Source organism: Lactobacillus xujianguonis (assembly GCF_004009905.1).
GTDB classification, from domain to species: Bacteria; Bacillota; Bacilli; order Lactobacillales; family Lactobacillaceae; genus Lactobacillus; species Lactobacillus xujianguonis.
This window is the reverse complement of sequence record NZ_ML136885.1, coordinates 20,269-41,860: the sequence shown is the minus strand read 5'-3', so window position 1 is coordinate 41,860 and position 21,592 is coordinate 20,269. Positions and strand designations below refer to the sequence as shown.

At 40.4% G+C, this 21,592-nt stretch carries 18 protein-coding genes and 1 tRNA gene; all 19 read right to left on the bottom strand.

Features of this window, described 5'->3' with window-relative positions:
- Positions 1-2: 2 nt before the first annotated feature.
- Positions 3-2,357, bottom strand: a complete 2,355-nt coding sequence (locus EJK17_RS07110; protein ID WP_103660896.1) for an endonuclease MutS2 — start codon at positions 2,355-2,357, stop codon at positions 3-5.
- A 59-nt stretch (positions 2,358-2,416) separates the two neighbouring features.
- Entirely contained in the window at positions 2,417-2,731 is a 315-nt protein-coding gene (locus EJK17_RS07105; protein ID WP_103660729.1) for a DUF1292 domain-containing protein, read from the bottom strand.
- 1 nt (position 2,732) lies between these two features.
- Positions 2,733-3,161: a Holliday junction resolvase RuvX gene (gene ruvX / locus EJK17_RS07100; protein ID WP_103660730.1), complete on the bottom strand. Its 429-nt coding sequence runs from the start codon at positions 3,159-3,161 to the stop codon at positions 2,733-2,735.
- Positions 3,162-3,419 carry an IreB family regulatory phosphoprotein gene (locus EJK17_RS07095; protein WP_003549189.1) on the bottom strand — a complete coding sequence of 86 codons (258 nt, stop codon included), beginning with the start codon at positions 3,417-3,419 and terminating at the stop codon, positions 3,162-3,164. It abuts the gene before it with no gap.
- A 64-nt stretch (positions 3,420-3,483) separates the two neighbouring features.
- A complete protein-coding gene (alaS, locus tag EJK17_RS07090; protein WP_103660731.1) occupies positions 3,484-6,123 on the bottom strand; it encodes an alanine--tRNA ligase in 2,640 nt (879 codons plus the stop codon).
- 236 nt (positions 6,124-6,359) lie between these two features.
- Positions 6,360-7,721, bottom strand: coding sequence for a DEAD/DEAH box helicase (locus tag EJK17_RS07085; protein WP_103660897.1), 1,362 nt, complete (start codon positions 7,719-7,721; stop codon positions 6,360-6,362).
- A complete protein-coding gene (locus tag EJK17_RS07080; RefSeq protein WP_103660732.1) occupies positions 7,714-8,670 on the bottom strand; it encodes a DHH family phosphoesterase in 957 nt (318 codons plus the stop codon). Before EJK17_RS07080 ends, EJK17_RS07085 begins: the two co-directional genes overlap by 8 nt.
- Positions 8,671-8,752: 82 nt before the next feature.
- On the bottom strand, positions 8,753-9,880 hold the full coding sequence (gene dinB / locus EJK17_RS07075; RefSeq protein WP_201738249.1) for a DNA polymerase IV: 1,128 nt from the start codon (positions 9,878-9,880) through the stop codon (positions 8,753-8,755).
- Complete coding sequence (gene zwf / locus EJK17_RS07070; protein WP_103660734.1) at positions 9,873-11,324, bottom strand: glucose-6-phosphate dehydrogenase; 1,452 nt, start codon at positions 11,322-11,324, stop codon at positions 9,873-9,875. The genes dinB and zwf overlap by 8 nt, the downstream gene beginning before the upstream one ends.
- 105 nt (positions 11,325-11,429) lie before the next feature.
- Positions 11,430-11,855 (bottom strand): preprotein translocase subunit YajC, encoded by a 426-nt coding sequence (gene yajC, locus EJK17_RS07065; RefSeq protein WP_168180758.1) that lies wholly within the window; start codon positions 11,853-11,855, stop codon positions 11,430-11,432.
- A 62-nt stretch (positions 11,856-11,917) separates the two neighbouring features.
- Entirely contained in the window at positions 11,918-12,934 is a 1,017-nt protein-coding gene (gene ruvB / locus EJK17_RS07060; RefSeq protein ID WP_168180756.1) for a Holliday junction branch migration DNA helicase RuvB, read from the bottom strand.
- 56 nt (positions 12,935-12,990) lie between these two features.
- Complete coding sequence (gene ruvA, locus EJK17_RS07055) at positions 12,991-13,584, bottom strand: Holliday junction branch migration protein RuvA (protein ID WP_103660737.1); 594 nt, start codon at positions 13,582-13,584, stop codon at positions 12,991-12,993.
- 2 nt (positions 13,585-13,586) lie between these two features.
- Positions 13,587-15,467, bottom strand: coding sequence for a DNA mismatch repair endonuclease MutL (gene mutL / locus EJK17_RS07050; RefSeq protein WP_103660738.1), 1,881 nt, complete (start codon positions 15,465-15,467; stop codon positions 13,587-13,589).
- The gene (gene mutS, locus EJK17_RS07045) at positions 15,467-18,037 is read right to left on the bottom strand and encodes a DNA mismatch repair protein MutS (protein ID WP_127796302.1); all 2,571 of its coding nucleotides are present in this window, start codon (positions 18,035-18,037) and stop codon (positions 15,467-15,469) included. Before mutS ends, mutL begins: the two co-directional genes overlap by 1 nt.
- A gap of 45 nt (positions 18,038-18,082) precedes the next feature.
- Complete coding sequence (locus EJK17_RS07040; RefSeq protein ID WP_103660739.1) at positions 18,083-18,733, bottom strand: glycoside hydrolase family 73 protein; 651 nt, start codon at positions 18,731-18,733, stop codon at positions 18,083-18,085.
- 121 nt (positions 18,734-18,854) lie between these two features.
- A tRNA-Leu gene (locus EJK17_RS07035) sits at positions 18,855-18,943 on the bottom strand.
- Between the two features lie 55 nt (positions 18,944-18,998).
- Positions 18,999-19,457, bottom strand: a complete 459-nt coding sequence (locus EJK17_RS07030; protein ID WP_103660740.1) for a SprT family protein — start codon at positions 19,455-19,457, stop codon at positions 18,999-19,001.
- Positions 19,457-20,155: a glycosyltransferase family 32 protein gene (locus EJK17_RS07025; RefSeq protein WP_103660741.1), complete on the bottom strand. Its 699-nt coding sequence runs from the start codon at positions 20,153-20,155 to the stop codon at positions 19,457-19,459. Before EJK17_RS07025 ends, EJK17_RS07030 begins: the two co-directional genes overlap by 1 nt.
- Positions 20,152-21,588, bottom strand: a complete 1,437-nt coding sequence (locus tag EJK17_RS07020; RefSeq protein WP_103660742.1) for an oligosaccharide flippase family protein — start codon at positions 21,586-21,588, stop codon at positions 20,152-20,154. The genes EJK17_RS07025 and EJK17_RS07020 overlap by 4 nt, the downstream gene beginning before the upstream one ends.
- Positions 21,589-21,592 lie beyond the last annotated feature (4 nt).

Here is a 21,592-nt window from a genome sequence, read left to right as displayed (position 1 = left end):
GCTTACTTTAATTTAACAATCGTTGCGCCGTTCCCGCCTTCATTCGCTGGAGCGTAATTAAAGCCTTTAACGTGATTGCTGTTACGCAAATATTGCCAGACTCCTTTTCTAATTGCACCAGTCCCAATACCGTGAATGATAGTGACAATATCTAAGCCAGCTAATAAGGCTGAATCAATGTATCGATCTAAGTTCGTCATCGCTTCATCATAGCGTTGGCCACGCAAATCTAGTTCGCTGTGAGCATTAGTCCGGCGCAAGCTAGCACTAGTAGCACGAACGGTTTGCTTTTTAGGAGCTTGTCCTGAAATCTTTTCAACATCGCGATCACTAACTTTAACCTTAATAATTCCTAGTTGTACCTCATATTCATGTTCAGCTAACTTTTTAGTAATCGTCCCAGTTTGACCATATGAGAGGACTTTTACCTTGTCACCCACACTTACATGATGACGACGCTTTTCACGCTGTAAGACTTTATTATGGGCTAAATTCTGAGCTTGACGTTGCAAGCTGTTTAATTCACCCTTAGCTGAAATCAATTTATCTTCTTTAAGCAAACTGCCATCTTTAGCTTGGGTTTGCAATTGCTTAATAATTTCATCAGCTTTTTTCCGTCTTTTAGCCACAACTTCATTTGCCCGCTCTTGGGCAAAATCAAGCTGCTTTTGCACCCTTTGATTGTACCAATCTAATGCTTCCTGCAACTTTTTAGCTAACTTTTCACTCCGATCAAGTGAAGTTTGTAAGTGATTACGGGCGCTAGTAGCAGCCTTAGTTTGCTCATTCAACCGTTCAATCATCTTATTGATGTCAGAATCAGAATCTTTCATTAATCCTTGAGCGTTTTTGACCACGTCTTCACGCATCCCTAGCCGACGAGCAATTGCAAAGGCGTTAGAATGGCCAGGAATTCCAATTTGTAAATGATAAGTTGGCGACAAGGTCTTTAAATCAAATTCCATTGAGGCATTAGTAGTGCGTGGCCGGTTATAGCCATACAGCTTCAACTCAGGATAGTGAGTCGTAACCATGATCTTAGCTTTTTTCTTACGTAAAAAGTCCAGGATACTGATTGCCAGACTCGCCCCTTCTTCTGGGTCAGTTCCAGCTCCAATTTCGTCAATTAGGACCAAAGTATTTTCATCCACATTTTTCATAATATAAATAATATCGTTAATGTGAGATGAAAAAGTACTCAATGATTGTTCAATCGATTGTTCATCCCCAATATCTGCATAAACTTGCCCAAAGACGCCAACAGTGCTGCCTTCCTCAGCTGGAATAAACAAACCGGCCTGCGCCATTAACTGCAATAATCCGGCAGTCTTTAACGTAATCGTCTTACCACCAGTGTTAGGACCAGTTAATAGCATCGTGTCAAAATCAGTTCCTAAGTTAATATCATTAGGGACAACCTTTTTAGGATCAATTAAAGGGTGTCGGGCCTTTAACAAGTTTAACGAATGATCTTGACTTAACTTGGGTTCAGTAGCCTTCATTTGCTTAGCTAATTTTGCCTTAGCTTGCAAGAAATCTAGTTCAGTCAAAGCTGCCGCAATTTCATTTAGGGCGTTAATGTCTTCACGGGCTAAAGCTGATAATTGCTTTAAGATGCGATGGATTTCTTGCCGCTCTTGCGCTAACAGATTTTGCTGGCGGTTATTTAAATTCAAAACGGCTTCGGGTTCAATGAACAAAGTTTGTCCACTAGCACTTTGATCGTGGACTACCCCACCAAATTTACCACGATATTGTTGCTTAACTGGAATAACATAGCGATCATCACGAATCGTGACAATTGCCTCAGACAAATACTTGCTGCTCTTTTTAGTATAAGCTTCCATCCGTTGCTTGATTTCTTCTTCATTGCTGCGCAAATCATGGCGCAACCGTGCTAAAGCAGATGAAGCAGTATCTAAAACTTCACCATCATAGGTTAAGGACTTTTTAAGTTCAGTAAATAAAACATCAGGGATCGTTAATTTGTCCAGTATTTCATCAATTGCTGATAAATCAACACTTTCATCAATATCTTCCAAAAAGCCGTTAACATCACTAGCTAAAGTTAAAACTAATAATAAATTACCCAACTCTTGCGCATTTAAATTAGCCTTAACGCTTAAACGTTTAGTACTAGGACGAACATCATTAAAGCTAGTTAACGGTAATTGTCCCTTTACCCGCAACAAATTAGCCAAAGCAAAGGTTTGGGCTAATTGCTTTTTTACTTGGGCTAAGTCACCACTTGGTAATAATTTTCGCGCTCTTTCTTTAGCTGGAGTAGTAATTGCTAAGGCTTCTAATTGCTCTGTAATTCTACCAAATTCTAGTATTTCTAAAATCTTTTTATTCATATGCTTATTATATTTCTTTACTTTATACAAAAAGAGGCTGGCCCAGGCCAGTCCCTTTTTTATTCACCACTTAAACGATCATCGCTCAAGAAAGTATTTAACACTCCTTGAACCATGTCCCACTCATCATCTGATTGAATCTCATGTAAGTCGCTGCTAGTAACATCGCCAGCGTCATCAGCATCATAACTGAAAGCTTGCACTTCAATGTCTTCCTCATCCCCAACTGCTGCTGGGTAAAGAAGCACATATGACTTATCATAGTCGTCAGAATGGAAAGTGAATAAAATTTCATATAATTCTTCATTACCTTGATCATCAATCAAAGTAATTTGACGGTCCTTGTTGCCATCACCATTAACACTTGCTGCCATTTTAATCCTTTCGGTGTAAGTCTAAATAATTTTGCAAAATAAGTACGGCTGCCATCTGATCGATAACTTCTTTCCGCTTTTTACGATCGTGCATCCCTGCTTCTTCAACCAGGACTCTCCTTGATTCAATCGTTGTTAAGCGTTCATCTGAATAATAAACCGGCAAGCCAAACTTCTTTTCAAGACGTTGCCCATAGGCCTTGCTTCTAGCAACAGAATGCCCTGAAGTGCCATCCATGTTTTTTGGTAAACCTAAGACAAAACCAGCAGGTTCATATTCCCGCACAATTTTCTTTAAAGGGCGCATGCCAAAATTGAAACGTGTTTCATCAATCGGAATCGTTTCTAGCTTTTGGGCAGTAATACCTAATTCATCACTCACTGCCACCCCAATTGTCTTAGAACCAACATCCAATCCTAAAAGTCGCATTTACTTATTCTTGCCAAGATAGCTCTTTACAAGCTCTTCAATAATTTCATCACGCTCATGCTTAAGAATTAAATTACGTGCATCATTATGGCGTGGAATATAAGCCGGATCGCCAGAAAGTAAATATCCTACAATCTGGTTAATTGGATTATAACCCTTTTCTTCAAGTGCATTGTAAACATCTTGCAGAGTATCATAAACATTTTTTCCTTTATTTTGATTAAAGTCAAAATGCATCGTCTTATCTAGCGAACTCATAATTATTCCTCCTGTCACAATTTTACTTGAAAAAAGCGTTAAACTCAATTAATTAATTTTACAATTAGTTTTCAGAAATTTCTTTAAGCACAGTTTGAATGGCATCTGCTAAACCTTCTGGCTTCTTACCCCCGGCTTGAGCCATGTTTGGACGGCCACCACCGCCACCACCAAAGACTGGGGCAGTTTTCTTAATTAAGTCGCCGGCCTTAAGACCCTTGTCTAAAGCCTTGTCATTCAAACTAATAATCATGTTAGCCTTGCCGTCATTCTTAGCTGCTAAAACTAAAACGTCAGACTTGTTACTACTCTTCCAGTTGTCGGCAAGTTCACGCAAGTCCTTCATACCGTTAACATCAGCAATTTCAGCAATCACAGTCAAGTCTCCAGCCTTTTGGACATTGTCAAACAAGTCAGCTGACTTAGCTTGGTTAATTTGCTTAGTCAAATCTTCAACTTGCTTTTGACTATCATGTAAATCACTTTCAAGGGAGTCAATCTTATCGATAATGTTGTCTGGCTTAGTTGCCTTAACATCAGTTTGAATTTCATCAAGTAATTCTGAACGGTTTGCTAAGTATTCGTATGCCTTCTTTGAAGTTACAGCTTCAATTCTCCGCATTCCGGCACCAACAGCTGATTCAGAAGTAATCTTGAAAATACCAATTTGGTTAGTGTTGTCACAGTGAGTACCACCACAGAATTCTGACGAGAAGTCACCCATTTGCACAACGCGAACCTTGTCACCATACTTACCGTCAAAGAGAGCTAAGGCACCCATCTTTTCACCTTCTTCAGGTGTAGTGATGGTCGTCTTAACATCAATAGCTTCCCAAATCTTTTGGTTTACTAATTCTTCAACTGATTTAATTTCACGTGGAGTCATTGGTTCCATGGCAGTGAAGTCAAATCTTAAGTAATCAGGATCAACTAATGAACCTGCTTGGTGAGTATGTTCACCTAAGACTTGACGAAGGGCAGCGTGAAGTAAGTGAGTTGCTGAGTGTGAGTGACGTAAACCTTCACGACGTTCCTTGTCAATCTTTAAAACATATTCCTTGCCCTTTTCCATTGGCAAAACAAGATCAACAAAGTGTAAGTTTTGGTCATTTGGTGCATGTTGAACATCAGTTACCTTGGCAACAAGTTCACCATCTTGGTCATAAATATCACCATGATCAGCTACTTGACCACCACGTTCTGCGTAAAATGGCGTCTTATCAAAGACTAAGGTTGCATGTTCACCATCTGCTTTATCAACTAGCTTATCGTCAACAACGATATCGATTAACTTAGCATGTGGTTCTTCATAAGTATCACGTTCAAAGACTGACTTGTCTTTAATGTTCATCAAAGTTACATCTTGACGCCCCATTGATTGTAGGTCACCACGAGCTTTACGTGCACGTTCTTTTTGAGCTTGCATTTCAGCATCGAAGCCCTTCTTATCAACCTTAAGGCCAGCATCTTGAGCTGATTCAAAAGTCAATTCGTATGGGAAGCCATAAGTATCAAACATCTTGAAGGCATCCTTACCTGAAATGGTCTTATCAGCTGAATTCTTGGCCTTGTCAATTAAGTCATCAAGTAAAGTCAAACCAGTATCAAGCGTTGCTTGGAATCTTTCTTCTTCGTTTTGAATTACGTTAGCAATGAAGCCACGTTGATCCATCACTTCTGGATAGTGACTTTCCATAATCTTACCAACAACTGGAACTAACTTGTAAAGGAAAGCTCCCTTGATGCCCAAGCGTTGGCCGTTAAGATCAGCACGACGGATCAAACGACGAAGAACATAACCACGACCTGAGTTAGATGGAAGAGCACCATCAGCAATGGCGAAACTTACAGCACGAACGTGGTCGGCAATAATCTTAAAGGCAGTAGTGTCAGCCTTGTTTTCACCGTACTTTTTACCGTCAGTCATTTCTTCAGTGGCATGAATGATTGGTAAGAACAAGTCGGTTTCAAAGTTAGTTGGGGCATCTTGTAAAATTGAAAGTACCCGTTCTAAACCCATACCGGTATCGATGTTCTTGTGTGGTTGATCAACATACTTACCGTTTGGTAAGTGGTTGTATTGTGAGAACACGATGTTCCAGATTTCAAGGTAACGAGCATTTTCACCACCTGGGAAGTTTTCTGGATCGTCTTCAGCAACATCATTGTTTTCTTGACCACGATCGTAGAAGATTTCAGTATCAGGACCACATGGACCTTCACCAATATCCCAGAAGTTGTCTTCTAACTTAACAATGTGGTCAGCTGGCATCCCAGCTTTTTCCCAAACTTTAATTGAGTCAGTATCCTTTGGGTAAACAGTACAGTAAAGCTTGTCCTTTGGTAAAGCAAGCCAGTCTGGACTAGTCAAAAATTCCCAAGCCCAAGGAATAGCTTCATCTCTGAAGTAATCCCCAACTGAGAAGTTACCAAGCATTTCAAAGAAAGTTTGGTGACGAGCAGTCTTACCAACATTTTCAATATCGTTAGTTCTGATTGATTTTTGTGAAGAAGTAATCCGGTGATTCTTTGGTACAACGGAACCATCAAAGTATTTCTTCATCGTAGCAACACCAGAGTTGATCCAAAGCAAAGTTGGGTCATCTTGTGGAATAAGTGATGCACTTGGCATAATCATATGGCCATGATCCTTGAAGAAGTCAAGGAACATTTGGCGAAACTCTGAACTAGTTAGTTTCTTCATTTCTATCTCCCTAAATCAAAATAAAAAACACTATTGCTATTTCAAGGACGCTCCGCGCGCGGTACCACCTTGATTGCAACAGTGTTCGTTACCTCTTAATTATTCTTAATTTAATACTTAAAGGAGCATCCCTTAAAGCGAATTAAGCCCTCTCACCAATTGACTCTCTCTTTGAAATTCCACTTTAAAGGACATATCTTAAGCTGAAAATAATTGTACTACTTGCTGGGCGTTTGTCAACGTCCTTGTTCACGCTTGCGTTTTCTTAAACGCTTAGCTTTTCTAATTTCATGACGTTGTTCCAGCTTACGCTTTTGCCGGTTATCTTCTTGAATTGCCCGCTTAATTTTTTTCTTGTAGCCAGGCTTTCGTATTCTCTTTTCTTTTTTAACGTAACCGACTAACTTAGTATCAAGCTTACGGTTTTTACCCTGACGATTTTCCCGACTGCGGTAATGCTTACGGGGTACTAACTCACCATGTTTAAGTTCGACAAAGTCAAAATGAACACCCATGTTTTCTAATTCTTGGATCCGCTTCATTTCTTCTTCACGAATCAAAGTGATGGCATGACCCGGTAAGCCGTTACGTCCGGTACGCCCAATACGGTGAATGACGAATTCCAAGTCCCGCGGCACTTCATAGTTAATAACTAAGCTGACCCCATCAATGTCAAGACCACGGGCAGCTAGGTCACTGGCAACTACATACTGGAATTGCCCCTGTTCAACCTGGCGCAAGGTCCGCTTACGTTCACGTTCAGTAATCCCACCGTGAATCTTAGCTACTTTAAGACCTTGATCTTGTAAAAAGTTAACCAATTCATCAACTTTTTGCTTAGTATTGGCAAAAACCAAAGCTAAATATGGTTGACCCAGCGTCAGTAACTTGTACAAAACGTTCTTGCGGTCTTTAGAACCAATATCGAGCAAGTCATTCTTAATCGTTGGCGCAATCACGGCTGGATTATCAATGATAATTTCATCTGGATGAGCCATGTATTTACGCAAGAAGTTAGCTAATTTAACTGGAATGGTCGCTGAAAAGGCTGCAAACAAAACATCTTTGGGTAATTTAGCCGCAACTTTATCAATATCTGCTAAAAAGCCCATATCTAGGGTCATATCAGCTTCATCGATGATAAAGTCTTTAACTGAATCGACTGCAAAAACTTTTTTTTCGACAAAGTCTAGCAACCGTCCTGGGGTGGCAATGACCAGTTGGGGCTTTTTATTAGCCATTTTAGCTAATTGGCGCTCACGATCAGTTCCCCCTGCTAAATGACCAATTGAGATATCTAAACCTGAAGCTTTGCGCAACTGTTTTGCTACTTGATAGAGTTGATCAGCTAATTCCCGGCTTGGTGCAGTAATGATGGCTTGGACATAATTTTTGGTTTCATCAATATCATTAAAAACCGGCACTAAATAAGCATGAGTCTTACCTGAACCAGTAGCGGCTTGAACAACCACGTTTACCCGTGAAAGTAAGGCAGGAATTACCCGTTCTTGTACTTCAGTGGGCTTATCAAAATGAATCTTTTCCAGACCAGTTTGCAATTCTGGTCTAATTCTTGAATCAGTAAAAGTATTATTCATGTTCTTCATTGTATTTCTTTGTTACATCTACGACTTCAGCAAAAATTTGCTTAACTTCGTCCATGTCTTGCGCATTAGCACCGCTGGCTAAAGCATGACCACCACCATCGTGCTTTTCTGCTAAGTGGTTAATTACAGGACCCTTTGAACGGTAGTGAACTCGGTAAGTGCCATCTGGTTTTTCAACAAAAACGTTCCAAGCAATGACATCTTTGATTCGACCTGGAGTAGAAACGGTAACTGAAGCTTGATCTTCAGTCACACCTAATTTCTTTAAATCAGCTTGGGTTAAAACCGCATAAGCAGCCCCACTTGGGTCAACAGTCATATAGTCCATAACTGCTGCTTGAAGTTTGGCTTGAGCAAAAGTAACATCACTAATATTACGGGCAATTTCAGTGATGTTAATCCCAGTTGAAGCTAATTGTGAAGCCACATCAAAAGTATGGGCGCTAGTTTCTTGATACATAAAGCGCCCAGTATCACCAACAATTCCGGCGTAAAGTGGGTAAGCCACTTCAGGCGTAATTTCAAAGCCTTCAGCGTTTAAGAAATCAACTACGATTTCACTGGCAGCTGGAGCATCTGGATCAACATAGCTCATGTCAGCATAAGGATCAACATCTGGGTGGTGATCAATCTTAATTAAAAAGTTACCCTTGTCGTAATTTTTATTAGAAATTCTTGGGGTATTAGCAGTATCAGTAGTAATGACTAAAGCGCCCTTGTAGTCTTCGGGCTTAACTTCATCCATCGTGTTAATCCAAGCTAAGTCGCCTTCGTCATTTTCTCCGGCACATAAGATCTTCTTATCTGGAAATTTAGCTCTTAAAGCACGAGCTAAACCAGCTTGTGAACCGATGGCATCTGGATCGGGACTAGTATGACGGTGCAAAATGATGGTTGGATATGCTTTTATTTTTTGATAGATTTCGTCAAAAGTACTCATTGAAAATAATTCCTCTCTTCTAAATTGTTATCTTTTAGTTTAACAGAAAAACGCACCTGTAAGATAGCCTTCAAGTAAAACTTCATAAAGTCTCAAACAGATTCGTTTCTTGATATTGCTTTTGTTCTAAGTTAGTGACCGATACTCCCAACAGGCGAATCCCCCGCTCTAAAAATTCTGGCAAAGCTTGAAACAGCCAACGAGCTTGGGCAAAAATTTCATGTCCATCAGTCGTAGCTTTCTTCAACATTCTTCTGCGGGTAACAGTTTCAAAATTGGTATCCCTAATCTTCAATACTACACAGGTTGCCATTAAATTCTGTTCCTGCAAGATTTTTGCCACTTCATTACTATATTTACGCAATTGGGTTAAAGCTGTCTGCTCTTCAAAAATACTAGGCTCAAAAGTCCGCTCTTTGCCAATTGACTTGCGCTGGCGTTGCCATTCAACAGGACTAAGATCAATGCCGCGGGAATGCATAGCCAACACATAGCCCATCTTTTTGAAATGATCAATTAAAAACTGCACACTCACCTGCTGTAAATCTGCCCCAGTGTTAATGCCCATTTCTCGTAAAAGTACCTGCGTCTTTTTACCAACGCCTGGGAACTTACTAATATCTTGTTTAGCTAAAAAGTCCAGTGCTTCTTCTGGCAAAATGACGGTTTTACCAAACGGTTTGGCATATTCAGAACCCATTTTGGCTAAGAATTTATTATAAGTTACCCCAAAAGATGAGGTTAAACCAGTCTGACGATAAATCTTTTCTTGTAAATAATTACCTAAGGCCACTGAAGGATAATCGCCTAGCTTATTCTGCGTCACATCTAAATAAGCTTCATCTAAAGAAACAGACTGCACTTTGTCGGTGACTTCATGCATGATTTCATGAATTTCCGCAGAAACCGCCCGATACTTTTCAAAATTAGGTGGCACAAAAACTAATAAATCTTTGGGGACCTGTTGCACGGCCTTGATGGCTGGCATCGCGCTTCCCACCCCATATTGGCGGGCCAAATAATTAGCAGTAGTGATCACACCATGACCGTGATACTCACGCGGATCATGCGCGACAACTAAAGCCTTATGCCGCAGTTCTGGATGATCCCTCATCTCAACTGAAGCATAAAAAGCATCCATATCCAGATGGATAATCCGGCGATGGATGTCATTTTTAGGCAACAAATTTTCATCTTTGTTTTTATTCATAAATCCAGTGTTCAGTTGCACTTTCAAAAATATCACAAGCTTCTTTTGGTCCCATCCGATAAGGTGGATATTGTGGAATTTCAGCTTGTCCACTTTCGTTTTCTTTTTGCCAAGCAGCTTCAATGGTATCAATATATTCCCAGTAACGCTTTAATTCACTCCAGTGAGTAAAGTTAGTAGAATCATTGACGAAGACATCGTGTAATAATCGTTCGTAGCCATCTGGAACTTGTGCCATCTCTTCCTTAGAAAAGGTGTAATCAAGATTTTCCCGGCGAATTCCTGCTTCACGAATCTTCTTGCCATTAATCGTGATATAAATTTCACTCTGAGGATCGATGACAATCGTAATATTGTTAGAATGCGCCCGACCATATGGATTATTCATATGCTTTAAGACAATATCAATGCGGCTCTTCTTTTCTTTAAATTCTTTCCCAGTCCGGAAATAAATTGGCACGCCAGCAATTGGACCCTTACTGAATTTAACCTCACCGGCCGCAAAAGTTTCTGTGGTTGAATCTTCAGCCACATTTGGTTCTTGACGGTAAGCAAAAGTAGTATCACTACCAGCATATTGTCCTCTGACAAAGTGTTGCTTAATGTCTGCTTCAGTTGGCATCACTAAGCTAGCTAGTAATTTCCCTTTTGCCTTGTGAATGGCTTCAGCTGAAATATTTTCTGGTTCTGGCATAGCGAGTAAAGTAATAATTTGGAAAATATGGTTTTGCACCATATCACGCAAAGCACCAGAAGTTTCATAATATCCACCACGTGCTTCAACTCCTAAACGCTCAGCTAGTGTTACTTGAATATTCTTAATATTGTCACTATTCCAAATATTTTTAATTAATGGATTAGTAAAGCGCATTGGCAAAATATTCTGAATCATTTCCTTACCAAGATAATGATCAATGCGGAAAATTTCACTTTCATCAAAAGAAGCAGTAATTTGCTTGTTCAATTCTTCAGCTGAAGCTAAATCACGACCAAATGGCTTTTCCACCACAATCCGGTTAAAGCCGCTACCAGTTAAATGCTGATCATTGATATGAGTCGCAATTGTGCCAAAGAATCTTGGTGCCATGGCCATGTAGAAAAGACGGTTGCCATGAGCACAGTAACGGTCATCCAAGTCTTGGGCTAATTCTTTTAAGGTGACGTAGTGTTCAACGTTAGTCACATCGTGTGATTGATAATAGAAGTGACTGGCAAATTCCTTCAAATCATTTTCATTAACTTCATTATGCGTTTCATGAACTGCATCACTAACTTGCTCACGTAAATATTCATGTGACCAAGGTCGACGCGCAGTCCCGATAACGGCAAAGTTATCATGAATAAGACCTTGTTCATAAAGATTGAATAAGGCTGGATAAAGTTTGCGGTGAGCTAAATCTCCACTCCCACCAAAAATGATCATAATCACAGGTATATTCTTCAATTTTGGATCCCCCCAGATTGCACTAATTAATCATTTTTATTTTACAACAAGATTTTTTTGAAAAAAATAAAAAGGCGTTACAACAACGTCTTTTTGCTCGTTTAACTATTTTTCGTCTTGATCTTCAGTTGGTTCACCAGCAGCAGGTTCAGTTGCGTCTGCTTCCTTAGCAGGTTCAGCTGGCTTAGCTTCTTCTGCTTGATCAGCCTTTTCATCAGTAGCAGGAGTGGCAGCTGCTGGAATTACTTGTCTAACGGCCATCCGGCTGAAAGTTAAGTAAATCCCGTCGGCATCAACGACAACAGTCTTATCTTTGTCATTAATTGAATCGATCTTACCGTGTAAACCATCAACTAAGACTACGCTGTCGCCCTTCTTTAACTTGTCCATCATTTGCATCCGCTTTTGTTGTTGCTTTTTTTGTGGACGAATCATGCCAAAGTAAGTAAAGGCAATCAGCACAATAATCATTAAGATCATCATCATGTTACCACCGCCCGCAGCTGGGGCAGCTAAAAATAAATTGTTCAATCTCTTCACCTCAAAAAATAAAAATATGTATTAACTCAATTATACAGTAAAAATGATTTCCATCAATCTTGATGCGGAATTGGCAAGCCTAATTGTAAATATGCCTTTTCCGTTGCCACTCTTCCGCGCGGCGTTAGTAAAATAAAACCATGCTGCAATAAATATGGCTCATAAAGCGATTCAATCGTTTCCACATCTTCACCAATATTGGCTGCTAAAGTTCTAATTCCCACGGGACCGCCGCTATAACCTTCAATCATAGTTCGAAGAAGTTTACGATCAGTTAAATCTAGGCCTTCATCATCAACCTGAAGTTGCTTTAAGGCGTGAGTCGTTGTCTCTAGTGAAATCGTACTTTCACCCTTAACTTCCGCAAAATCGCGAACCCGTCTTAACAAGCGGTTAGCTACCCGCGGAGTTCCCCGCGAACGACGAGCCAATTCTAGCGCTGCTTCCGGCGCAATTGAAGTATGGAAAACTTCACTAGAGCGCTGGATAATTTGTTCTAGTTCATCGATCGTATAATATTGCATGTGTTCGACAATCCCGAACCGATCGCGCAACGGCGCTGACAACTGTCCAGCTAAGGTCGTTGCCCCAATTAAAGTAAATGGTGGTAAAGGCACATGAACAGCATGCGTGGTTTCACCTTCGCCAATCACAATATCAACATAGTAGTCTTCCATGGCCGAATAGAGCACTTCTTCAATTGGCTTCGGCAGACGGTGGATTTCATCAATAAACAAAACATCCCCCGGATCAAGGTCTGAAAGTAGCGCTACTAAGTCACCAGCTTTTTCAATCGCTGGTCCACTCGTACTCTTCAAATGTACCCCTAATTCGTTGGCAATCACAAAGGCCAAGGTTGTCTTCCCCAGACCTGGTGGTCCGTAAAGCAAAACATGGTCTAAAGCTTCATCACGCTGCTTAGCCGCTTTAATATAAACAGCCATCTCGCGTTTAACGCGCTCTTGTCCTAAATATTGATCTAAACTTTGGGGTCTGAGGGACAATTCCATTTGTTCTTCATCGGGATTTTCCACTTCACCAGAAGTTACGGCATCATCTTTTTCTACCACCAAATTCACTTCCCTATTTTAGAATTCACAAACTAGCGTTCATTATACCAAAACTCTTACTTCTTAAGCAAAAGTGCTAAGCCTTTTTTAATATATTGGTCAGCCGTCTTGGCATCAGTTGCTTCCAATTTTGGCGTAATGCGGTCAACTTCTTTTTGCGTATAGCCCAGAGCAAGTAAAGCAAGCAAGGCATCATGCAAAGCAGGCGTAACTGCTTCATCAGCACTATCTTGCCGTTCAAGGCGGCTAACAAAGTCGCCAAGTTTTCCTTTTAAGTCCAGCACAATCTGCGAAGCCGTCTTCTTACCGACGCCAGGAAAACGGGTTAAGTATTTTACTTCACCTTGTTCAATTGCTTCAGCTAAGGAATCACTATCTTCAGCGGCCATAATTGCTAAAGCTGATTTGGGTCCAATACCGCTAACGCTTAATAATTTTAAAAATAAGCCTTTAGCATTTTGACTTTGAAACCCATATAACGTAAAGCCATTATTATCACTGAAGTTTTGTTCAACAAAAACCTTGGCCTTTTCTCCTTGTTGGTAGGCAAATGGCGTTGGACTATATACCTTATAGCCCACCCCATTAACATTGACCACGATATAACTTGGCGTAATTTCTGCAATTATTCCTTCAAGAAATTCGTACATCCTTATTCATCCTTTTTAAACATTTTACGTAAATCAGTTTGACTCAATTTAACTAAAGTTAAGTGTCCTTCTGCGTCGCGATAAGGATCTAAGCACTGTCTTAAATCCGCCAGTAATTCACTGGCCTCACCTGCCGATAACTTAATGCGACCACTAACTTCTTTTTTAGCTTGCTTAGCCGCAATATCATTAAATAAATGACTAAAGTCAGTTTTGGCTTGATCTAAATAATCAGCTAAAATCAGCCGCAATGATTCTTCAGTATCACCCTTAATCCAAGTGGGGTAAGAGCGCACGATAAAACTATCTTGACCGAAATTTTCCAGATAGATACCGATCTTTTTAAACTCGGCCAATTTATCCTTAATCTGTAAAAAATCTAGATTACCAAATTCTAAGACAATCGGTGTTAACAAACCTTGCTGGGTAATCTTGGTCGCATTCATTGCTTTTTTGATTCTTTCAAAAGCTAGCCGCCGTCGAGCCGCCACTTGATCAACTAAGAATAGATCACCCTTGCTTTGAGCCAATAAATACAGGTCCGTTTGCCCGACAAAAGTTAACTCTGGCAGATTATTAGCTAAGGTTGCATCTCCTGCCGAAATCACTTCGGTTTGACTTTTAGTTTGATTAAACGGCGTTAAAGCAATTTGCTTTTGCACATTTTCGCGCCAAGTTGGCGTAATTACGTACCGTGAGTCACTCCGCGGCTTAGTTAAATCAACATAATGATTAGTGGTGTTACTTTCAGAAAAAGCAGGCGCGCTTTCATGGACCTCCGGAACCGGCTCCACTTCACGTTTAGTATTCACCACATTTTTATTTAAATTAAACTGCAGTTGGTCCACTAACGTGTCTTTTGGCTGCTCAAGATTGGCTAAAGCGTCGATCTCTTGTCCTTTATCAATTAAAGCCGCACTGACAGCACTAGTAATTAAGCGCCCTAACTCCTTTTCTTTCGACAAACGGACTTCTTGCTTAGTGGGATGCACATTCACATCAACCAATAGCGGATCTACTTTAATCGAAATAATTGCAATAGGATAGTGCTTAGCTGTTAGCTTGGAGCCATAGCCATCCATGACGGCAGTTGCCAATTTAAAATTACGAATATACCGCCCATTGAGCAGAATTGAAATAAAGTTACGCGTCGAGCGTGTCAATTCTGGCTTAGAGATCAAGCCAGCAACTTGAAAATCACTATCATCATTTTTAATCGCTACCATTTTTTCAGCAATATGGCGGCCATAAACCGTGGCAACTGTTTGCGGCAATTTGCCATTACCAGGCGTACGCAGCAGCACTTTGCCTTTATTAGATAAAGTTAAAGCAATTTGGGGATAACCTAAGGCAATTCGATTAATGATATCCACAATCTTCACCATTTCAGTGCGAGGGCTGCGCAGGTATTTTAACCTTGCCGGTGTATTAAAGAAGAGGTCCTTAACCGTAATTTTCGTTCCTTGGGCACTAGCACCATCTTCTTGCGTAAGCTTACTACCACCACTAAAAACAGCTCGGCTGCCAATCCCATTAGCAGTATTAGTTAAAATTTCGATGTGAGCAACTGCCGCAATAGAGGCTAAAGCTTCACCTCTAAAGCCCAGGGTGGCGACATTAAATAAATCATGTTCATTATTAATTTTACTAGTCGCGTGGCGCGTAAAGGCTAAATCAATCTGATCTTTAGCAATCCCCGAACCATTGTCTTGGACCACAATTTGCTTGAGACCGCTATCGACAAAATCAACCCGAATCCGGCTTGCGCCAGCATCAATGGAATTTTCAACTAATTCTTTGACCACGCTAGCTGGCCGTTCAATGACTTCTCCGGCCGCAATTTGATTACTTAAATTTTCTGACAGCTCATGAATTTTTGCCATTATTGCTTGTCATCCTTCAAATCATCTTGCCAATCGGCAACCAGTTGCATTACTTCTAGCGGTGTTTTATCAGCTAAATACAAATTAGAAATTTGATCTAACACATCTTGTTTAGCTGGAGAAATCTCTTCACTCACTTCTTCTGCGGGTGCAGGTGCCGCTTCAGCTGTAAACAAATCAAGCTGCTGACTAGCTGGGCCTAATTCACTAGCCCCTTGGGCTTCAAGACGCTTCAATAATTTAGTTGCTTCACGCAAGACCTTATGCGGTAACCCTGCCAATTGGGCGACGTGAATTCCGTAACTCTGATCAGCTGGGCCTGGCAAGATCTTATGTAAAAAGATCAGCTTACCATTTTCTTCAGTGGCACCAACATGAATGTTCTTTAAGTGAGCCAAAGTCTGATCCATACTCGTTAATTCATGATAGTGGGTCGCAAACAAAGTCTTAGCACCAACTTTATCATGCAAGTATTTAACAATGGCACCAGCTAAGGCCATGCCGTCATAAGTTGCAGTTCCTCGTCCAATTTCATCAAATAAAACTAAACTCCGCTTAGTGGCATATTGCAAAGCTTCATTAGCTTCACTCATTTCCACCATAAAGGTACTTTGTCCAGAAATTAAGTCATCGGCAGCTCCAATACGCGTGAAAATTTGGTCAAAAATTGGCAAATCAGCTTGATCCGCAGGAACAAAGCAGCCCACCTGCGCCATGACCGCAATCAGGGCCATCTGCCGCATATAAGTACTTTTACCAGACATGTTTGGTCCCGTAATCAAATAAACATTCGTCTGCTCATCCATCTTCACATCATTTGGAATATAAGAGCCGGCGGTCATGACCTTTTCAACCACTGGGTGACGTCCAGCAATGACCTTAATGTCTTGACTATCAGTATGGAAACTTGGCCGACAATAATTATTTTGTTCTGCTACCGTGGTAAAACCGGTATAAACATCTAGGGCAGCTAATTGATTTCCCAGTTTTTGTAAAGCTGGAATATATTTTTTCACTTCATCCCGCAACTTAACAAAAAGATCGTACTCCAAATCGGTAGAACGAGTTTGGGCTTCCATGATTAAGTTTTCATGCTCTTTTAACTCTGGGGTAATATACCGCTCCGCATTGGTTAAAGTTTGCTTACGGGTGTAGCGATCTAATGGCACCTTATCCTTATTACCATTAGAAACTTGCAAGTAATAGCCAAAGACCTTGTTATAACCAACTTTCAGGTTATCAATGCCCGTCTTTTCCCGTTCTTCAGCCTGCATTTGGGCCAGCCATTTTTTCCCATTATTCATGGCATCTCGGTAGCGATCCAGTTGTTGATCAACACCATCTTGAATCAAACCACCCTCAGTCGTTAAGATTGGGGGATCTTTGACCAAAGTCGTTGAAATTAATTCCGCTACACCCTTTAACGGATCAATCTCCTGGGCAAAATTCTTTAAATCCGGACTATCAGACTGCATTAACGCATCTAAAATCACCGGGACAGCGTGCAAAGAACGGGATAATTGTAATAATTCCCGGGCATTTACATTGCCAAAGGCAATCCGTCCGGTCAACCGCTCTAAGTCATACACACCCTTTAAGGCATCAATGACATTTTCACGCGTAAAGTAGCCATCTAATAAAGCTTGCACCATATCTTGCCGGTGGTTAATCGCCTCAACAGATAGCAGTGGCCGGGCTAGCCACTGCTTAAGTAACCGGGCCCCCATAGCCGTGTGGGTTTTATCAATTACCCAAAATAGTGACCCCATCTTCTTACCAGTCTTCGCCGAAGCCACTAATTCCAAGTTATTTTGTACCACATGCGACATTTGTAAGTACTGGCTAACTTCATAACTTTGCGCTACCTGCAAGTGAGCTAAACTCCGCTTTTGCGTTGATAATAAATAGCCCACTAATTGCTCTGTTGCTAATTTTTCTAATTGATTATGCAAACTTTGCTCAACGTAAGAAATTTCCGCATGCTCACCGCTTAAAGGCGTCGGTTCTGAAACGGTAATATTTGCCTTGTATAAAAAGTCCTGGTTTTCTGCTGTTAAAGGTCCGTTATACACAACTTCTCGGGTTCTTAGTGACAATAATTCGTTAGAAACTGCCGCAAAATCCTTTAAATGGGTGGCATAAATTTCACCGGTGGATAAATCACTGTAAGCTAAGCCAAAGCCAGCCTTACTAGTAACTACTGAAGTTAAATAATTGGATTCTTTGGCTTCAGTTGGGCCTTCTGCCATCATGGTTCCTGGCGTTACTAATTGAATAATCCCGCGCTTCACCATGCCTTTAGCTTTCTTTGGATCTTCAAGTTGTTCACACAGAGCAACTTTATAACCCTTTTCCACCAAAGTATTCACATAACTATCCACAGCTTGATGTGGGACACCTGCCATTGGAACTGGATTTTCGGTTTTATTTGACCGGTGAGTCAAAGTTAACTCCAAAATTTGGGCACCCTTAACTGCATCATCTTCAAACAATTCGTAAAAATCGCCTACCCGATAAAAAAGAAAGGCATCTGGATATTGCTTCTTAATTTCATAATATTGCTCCATCATTGGAGTCGTACTTTTATTAACCAAATAGTTTCCCTCTTTTTCAAATTATTGATCGTATTTCTCTAAATTAAATTGTTCAATTAAATTAATCAACTTATCCGCATAATTGGGATCAGTGGCATAGCCATCTTTAACTAAGGCTTTCGCCTGCGCCCGATAATCTTTCGCCTTTAGCACATGCTGATATTGGTGATGATTCCAGCTTGTTCCATTTTGAAACAGCCGTGCATGAGCCCGAATAGAGGCTTCATAAGAATCATAAATTTGAAAGCGCGCCTTAACGGTAATCCACTTTCCCTTGACATATTCTTTAGTTGATAAAATGGCCGAAGTATTCGGATTAGTTCCCTTAACTCCAAACAAGTTATTATACTTTTGCGACAAGTCGCTTTGACCATAATTACTTTCCAGACAAGCTTGCGCAATCGTAATACTTGGCAATAAATCAAAGGACTTATCCACTTCTTGCGCAATCGGTCCAATCTTTTTAATAAAAGCGCGCCGCTCACGCATTAACTTTTCTTGTTCTTGCTTGCGCTGCAATTGCTCTTGACGAATTTGTTCACTTTGTACAGCATAACGGCGATAGTAGCGAAAGGCTACAAAGGCCACCAGTAACACAAACAAGATGATAAAGGTGCGGACAATAATTTTAATACTTTTAGGAATTCCTTTTTTTCTTCGTTTTTTAGCCATGTCGATTTCCTTATCTTCATTTAACCCGTTAAATTTAAGTATAACTTGCCAAAAATAAAAATGAAGTATTGGCTCTGATTTTTATGTAAAAAAAAGAAGTCGCTCAACAGCGACTTCTTATTGGTGCGGGCGAGAAGACTCGAACTTCCACGATCTAAAAGCGATCACAAGATCCTTAGTCTTGCGCGTCTGCCATTCCGCCACGCCCGCGGTACTTAACTATAGTAACTTACTTTACGGGCGAATGCAAGGAAAAATTTAAAATTTATGGCCACTTTTTCACCAAGCGTAATTTACCGTGGCACTTACCGCACACATAACGGCGCACATTAAGCCGGCGCACCCGCGGATATTCACGCTGACAATTTTGGCAGCGATAAAGATAGTGCAGCTGTTGCTTTTTTCTTAAACCAATATCAGGCGCATAGCGACTGCCGCCAACTTTTTTGAGTAATTGCTTAAAATCCTGATCACGGTGACGATAACCTAACCCTAACAAATGTAAATGGTAGTGGCATAATTCATGTTTGATAATTCCTACCAAATCTTCAGTATGTTCTGGAGTAAGAAAATGCGCATTGATTTCAAGGTGGTGATCATCTAGATGATAGCGGCCACCAGTGGTGCGCATGCGACGATTAATCTTTACTCGGTGCTTAAAGGGTCGGCCAAAAGATTGCAACGAAATTTGCTCAACTAGCGCTTGTAATTCTCTTTCATTCATTAGCGAATCAACTTCTGATACAGGCCTGCTTGTTTAGGCGTTGACAAGTGCCGCTTAATATTTAAAACTAACTTTTGCTTCCAAGAATGTTTGCCATTCATCCAACTGCCAGTAAATAAATGGATAGTTTTAGATTCAGCACTCGGATTACATAAGACGCCATCTGGATAGACATGAATCCCTGTCCGTAATTCTTGTTCAATATTGCCAGTTTTGAGGCCATAGTTTTTCTTTAAAATATCGGTGACCGATAAACTGTTAACGCCCGCCATTTGATTATTTTGATCAAATTCAAAATCCCGATCTTGATAGTAGTCCAAGATATCCTTCATCAAGGGATGGCCTTTTTCAGCACCAAAGATGGCCGCTGACAAATAATCTTGATTTTCAAAGCCAATAAAGGCTTGATGATTTAACAAGGGATCCAGCTTATCAACCACGCGCACATCAGTATCCAGATAGATTCCGCCCTGTTCGTCAATTGCTCTAGCTCTAATATAGTCAGAAACAAAGGCCCACTTTTTGGCGGCATAAGCTTGCTCGATATAGCGATTTTCATGCATATCAAAATTATCTTCGTTCCATTCAATAATTTGATAGTCAGGTAATTTTTTACGCCAAGTAGCAATACATTCTTCAATTAAAGGCGACTTAGGATTACGCCCCACCCAAACATAATGAATAATTTTTGGAATCATTTTTTGCCTCGCTTAAAAAAGTTCTTGATTAATTGCTTGATATCTTCGTTAAAATCAAACTTCATCATAAACATTAACCCTAAGTAAACTAACAACATGATGATTGACTTAGCTGCCATATTAAAGAAAGCCGAAGGAATGAAGTTAGGCATCACCATGCCGACAATTAAAGTAATTAGAGCAAGTAAAAAGTACTTTGGTACATCATGGAAGACATATTTAAAATCATAGCCATCGCGGACAACCCATAAACGCAGAATCAACACGATAAATTCCGTAATTAAAATCGCAATCATGGCCCCGACGGCCGCAAAATGCCGGTCTAAGAAGTAACTGAGTACTAATTCTAAAATTGCCCCAATGACTACCGGAAAGGCATATTCCTTATCGCGGTGATTGGCTAAGGCGAATTGGTTAGCAAATACCCCACCCGTTGGGATCATAATAATGGTTAGCGTGAAGAAAAACATTAACGGCGTCATCGGAATAAATTTTTGCCCGAAAAAGAAAGGCACAAATTGCTTGGTGTTGGCCATAATAATGACGGCAAACAAGGTTCCCAGCATGACGGTCGCTTCTAGTGACTTCTTCATGACAACTTTTTGCTCATCTTTACCTTCACTCGCCATCTTCGGCATAATAACCAGCGAAATACTGGTAATAACCCCTAAGACCATATTCGAAATTCGCTGAGAATTGTCATAAAAGGCTACTTGCGTTGAGTTTTGAAAAATTCCCAATAAGGGTTTATCAAGTGAAGTATAGATTTGCGTAGCAATTTGCGGAATCATCAAGATAACGATAGAACGCAAAGTAGTTTTAAATTTATAAAAATGCCCTACTGGCCGGCCGACATAGCGCCAAATATCAAACCAAAAGACAAAAGAGCCTAGCATGGTTGACACCGACATAATTAATAAGTACTTCCAGAGGTCAGCTGGTGACTTAACCCATAATAAAATTAAGACCACGCTAACTAGTTTAACGGCCGTATTTTTCAAAACGACCCGACCAAAGTCAGCTAACCCTTGAAAGAACCAAGAAATATCAACTTGGGCAGAAATCAAATACGGCACCATTAATAATAAATAGTTCCAGTATTGAATATGAAAAATGCTAGTAATGAGGACTGTCACTAAGATGGTGATAATTCCGGCAATCCCTTGAAAGTACCATAAGCCCCAAAAAGCTTCGGTTAATTCTTGCGGCGTGCCGTAAGTCCGCGTTCTTGAAATTGTCCGCATCCCAATATAGGACAAGGACAAAATACAAAAGATCATCAAAAATTGCACCGTATTGTTGACACTGCTATAGATCCCATAAGTTTTCGGCCCTAAGACCCGGGATAAATACGGCACTGTAATCAAAGGCACTAAGACCAAGAATACTTGGTAAACCGCATTATAAACAATATTAAGAAAAGTTCTTCTCACTCTT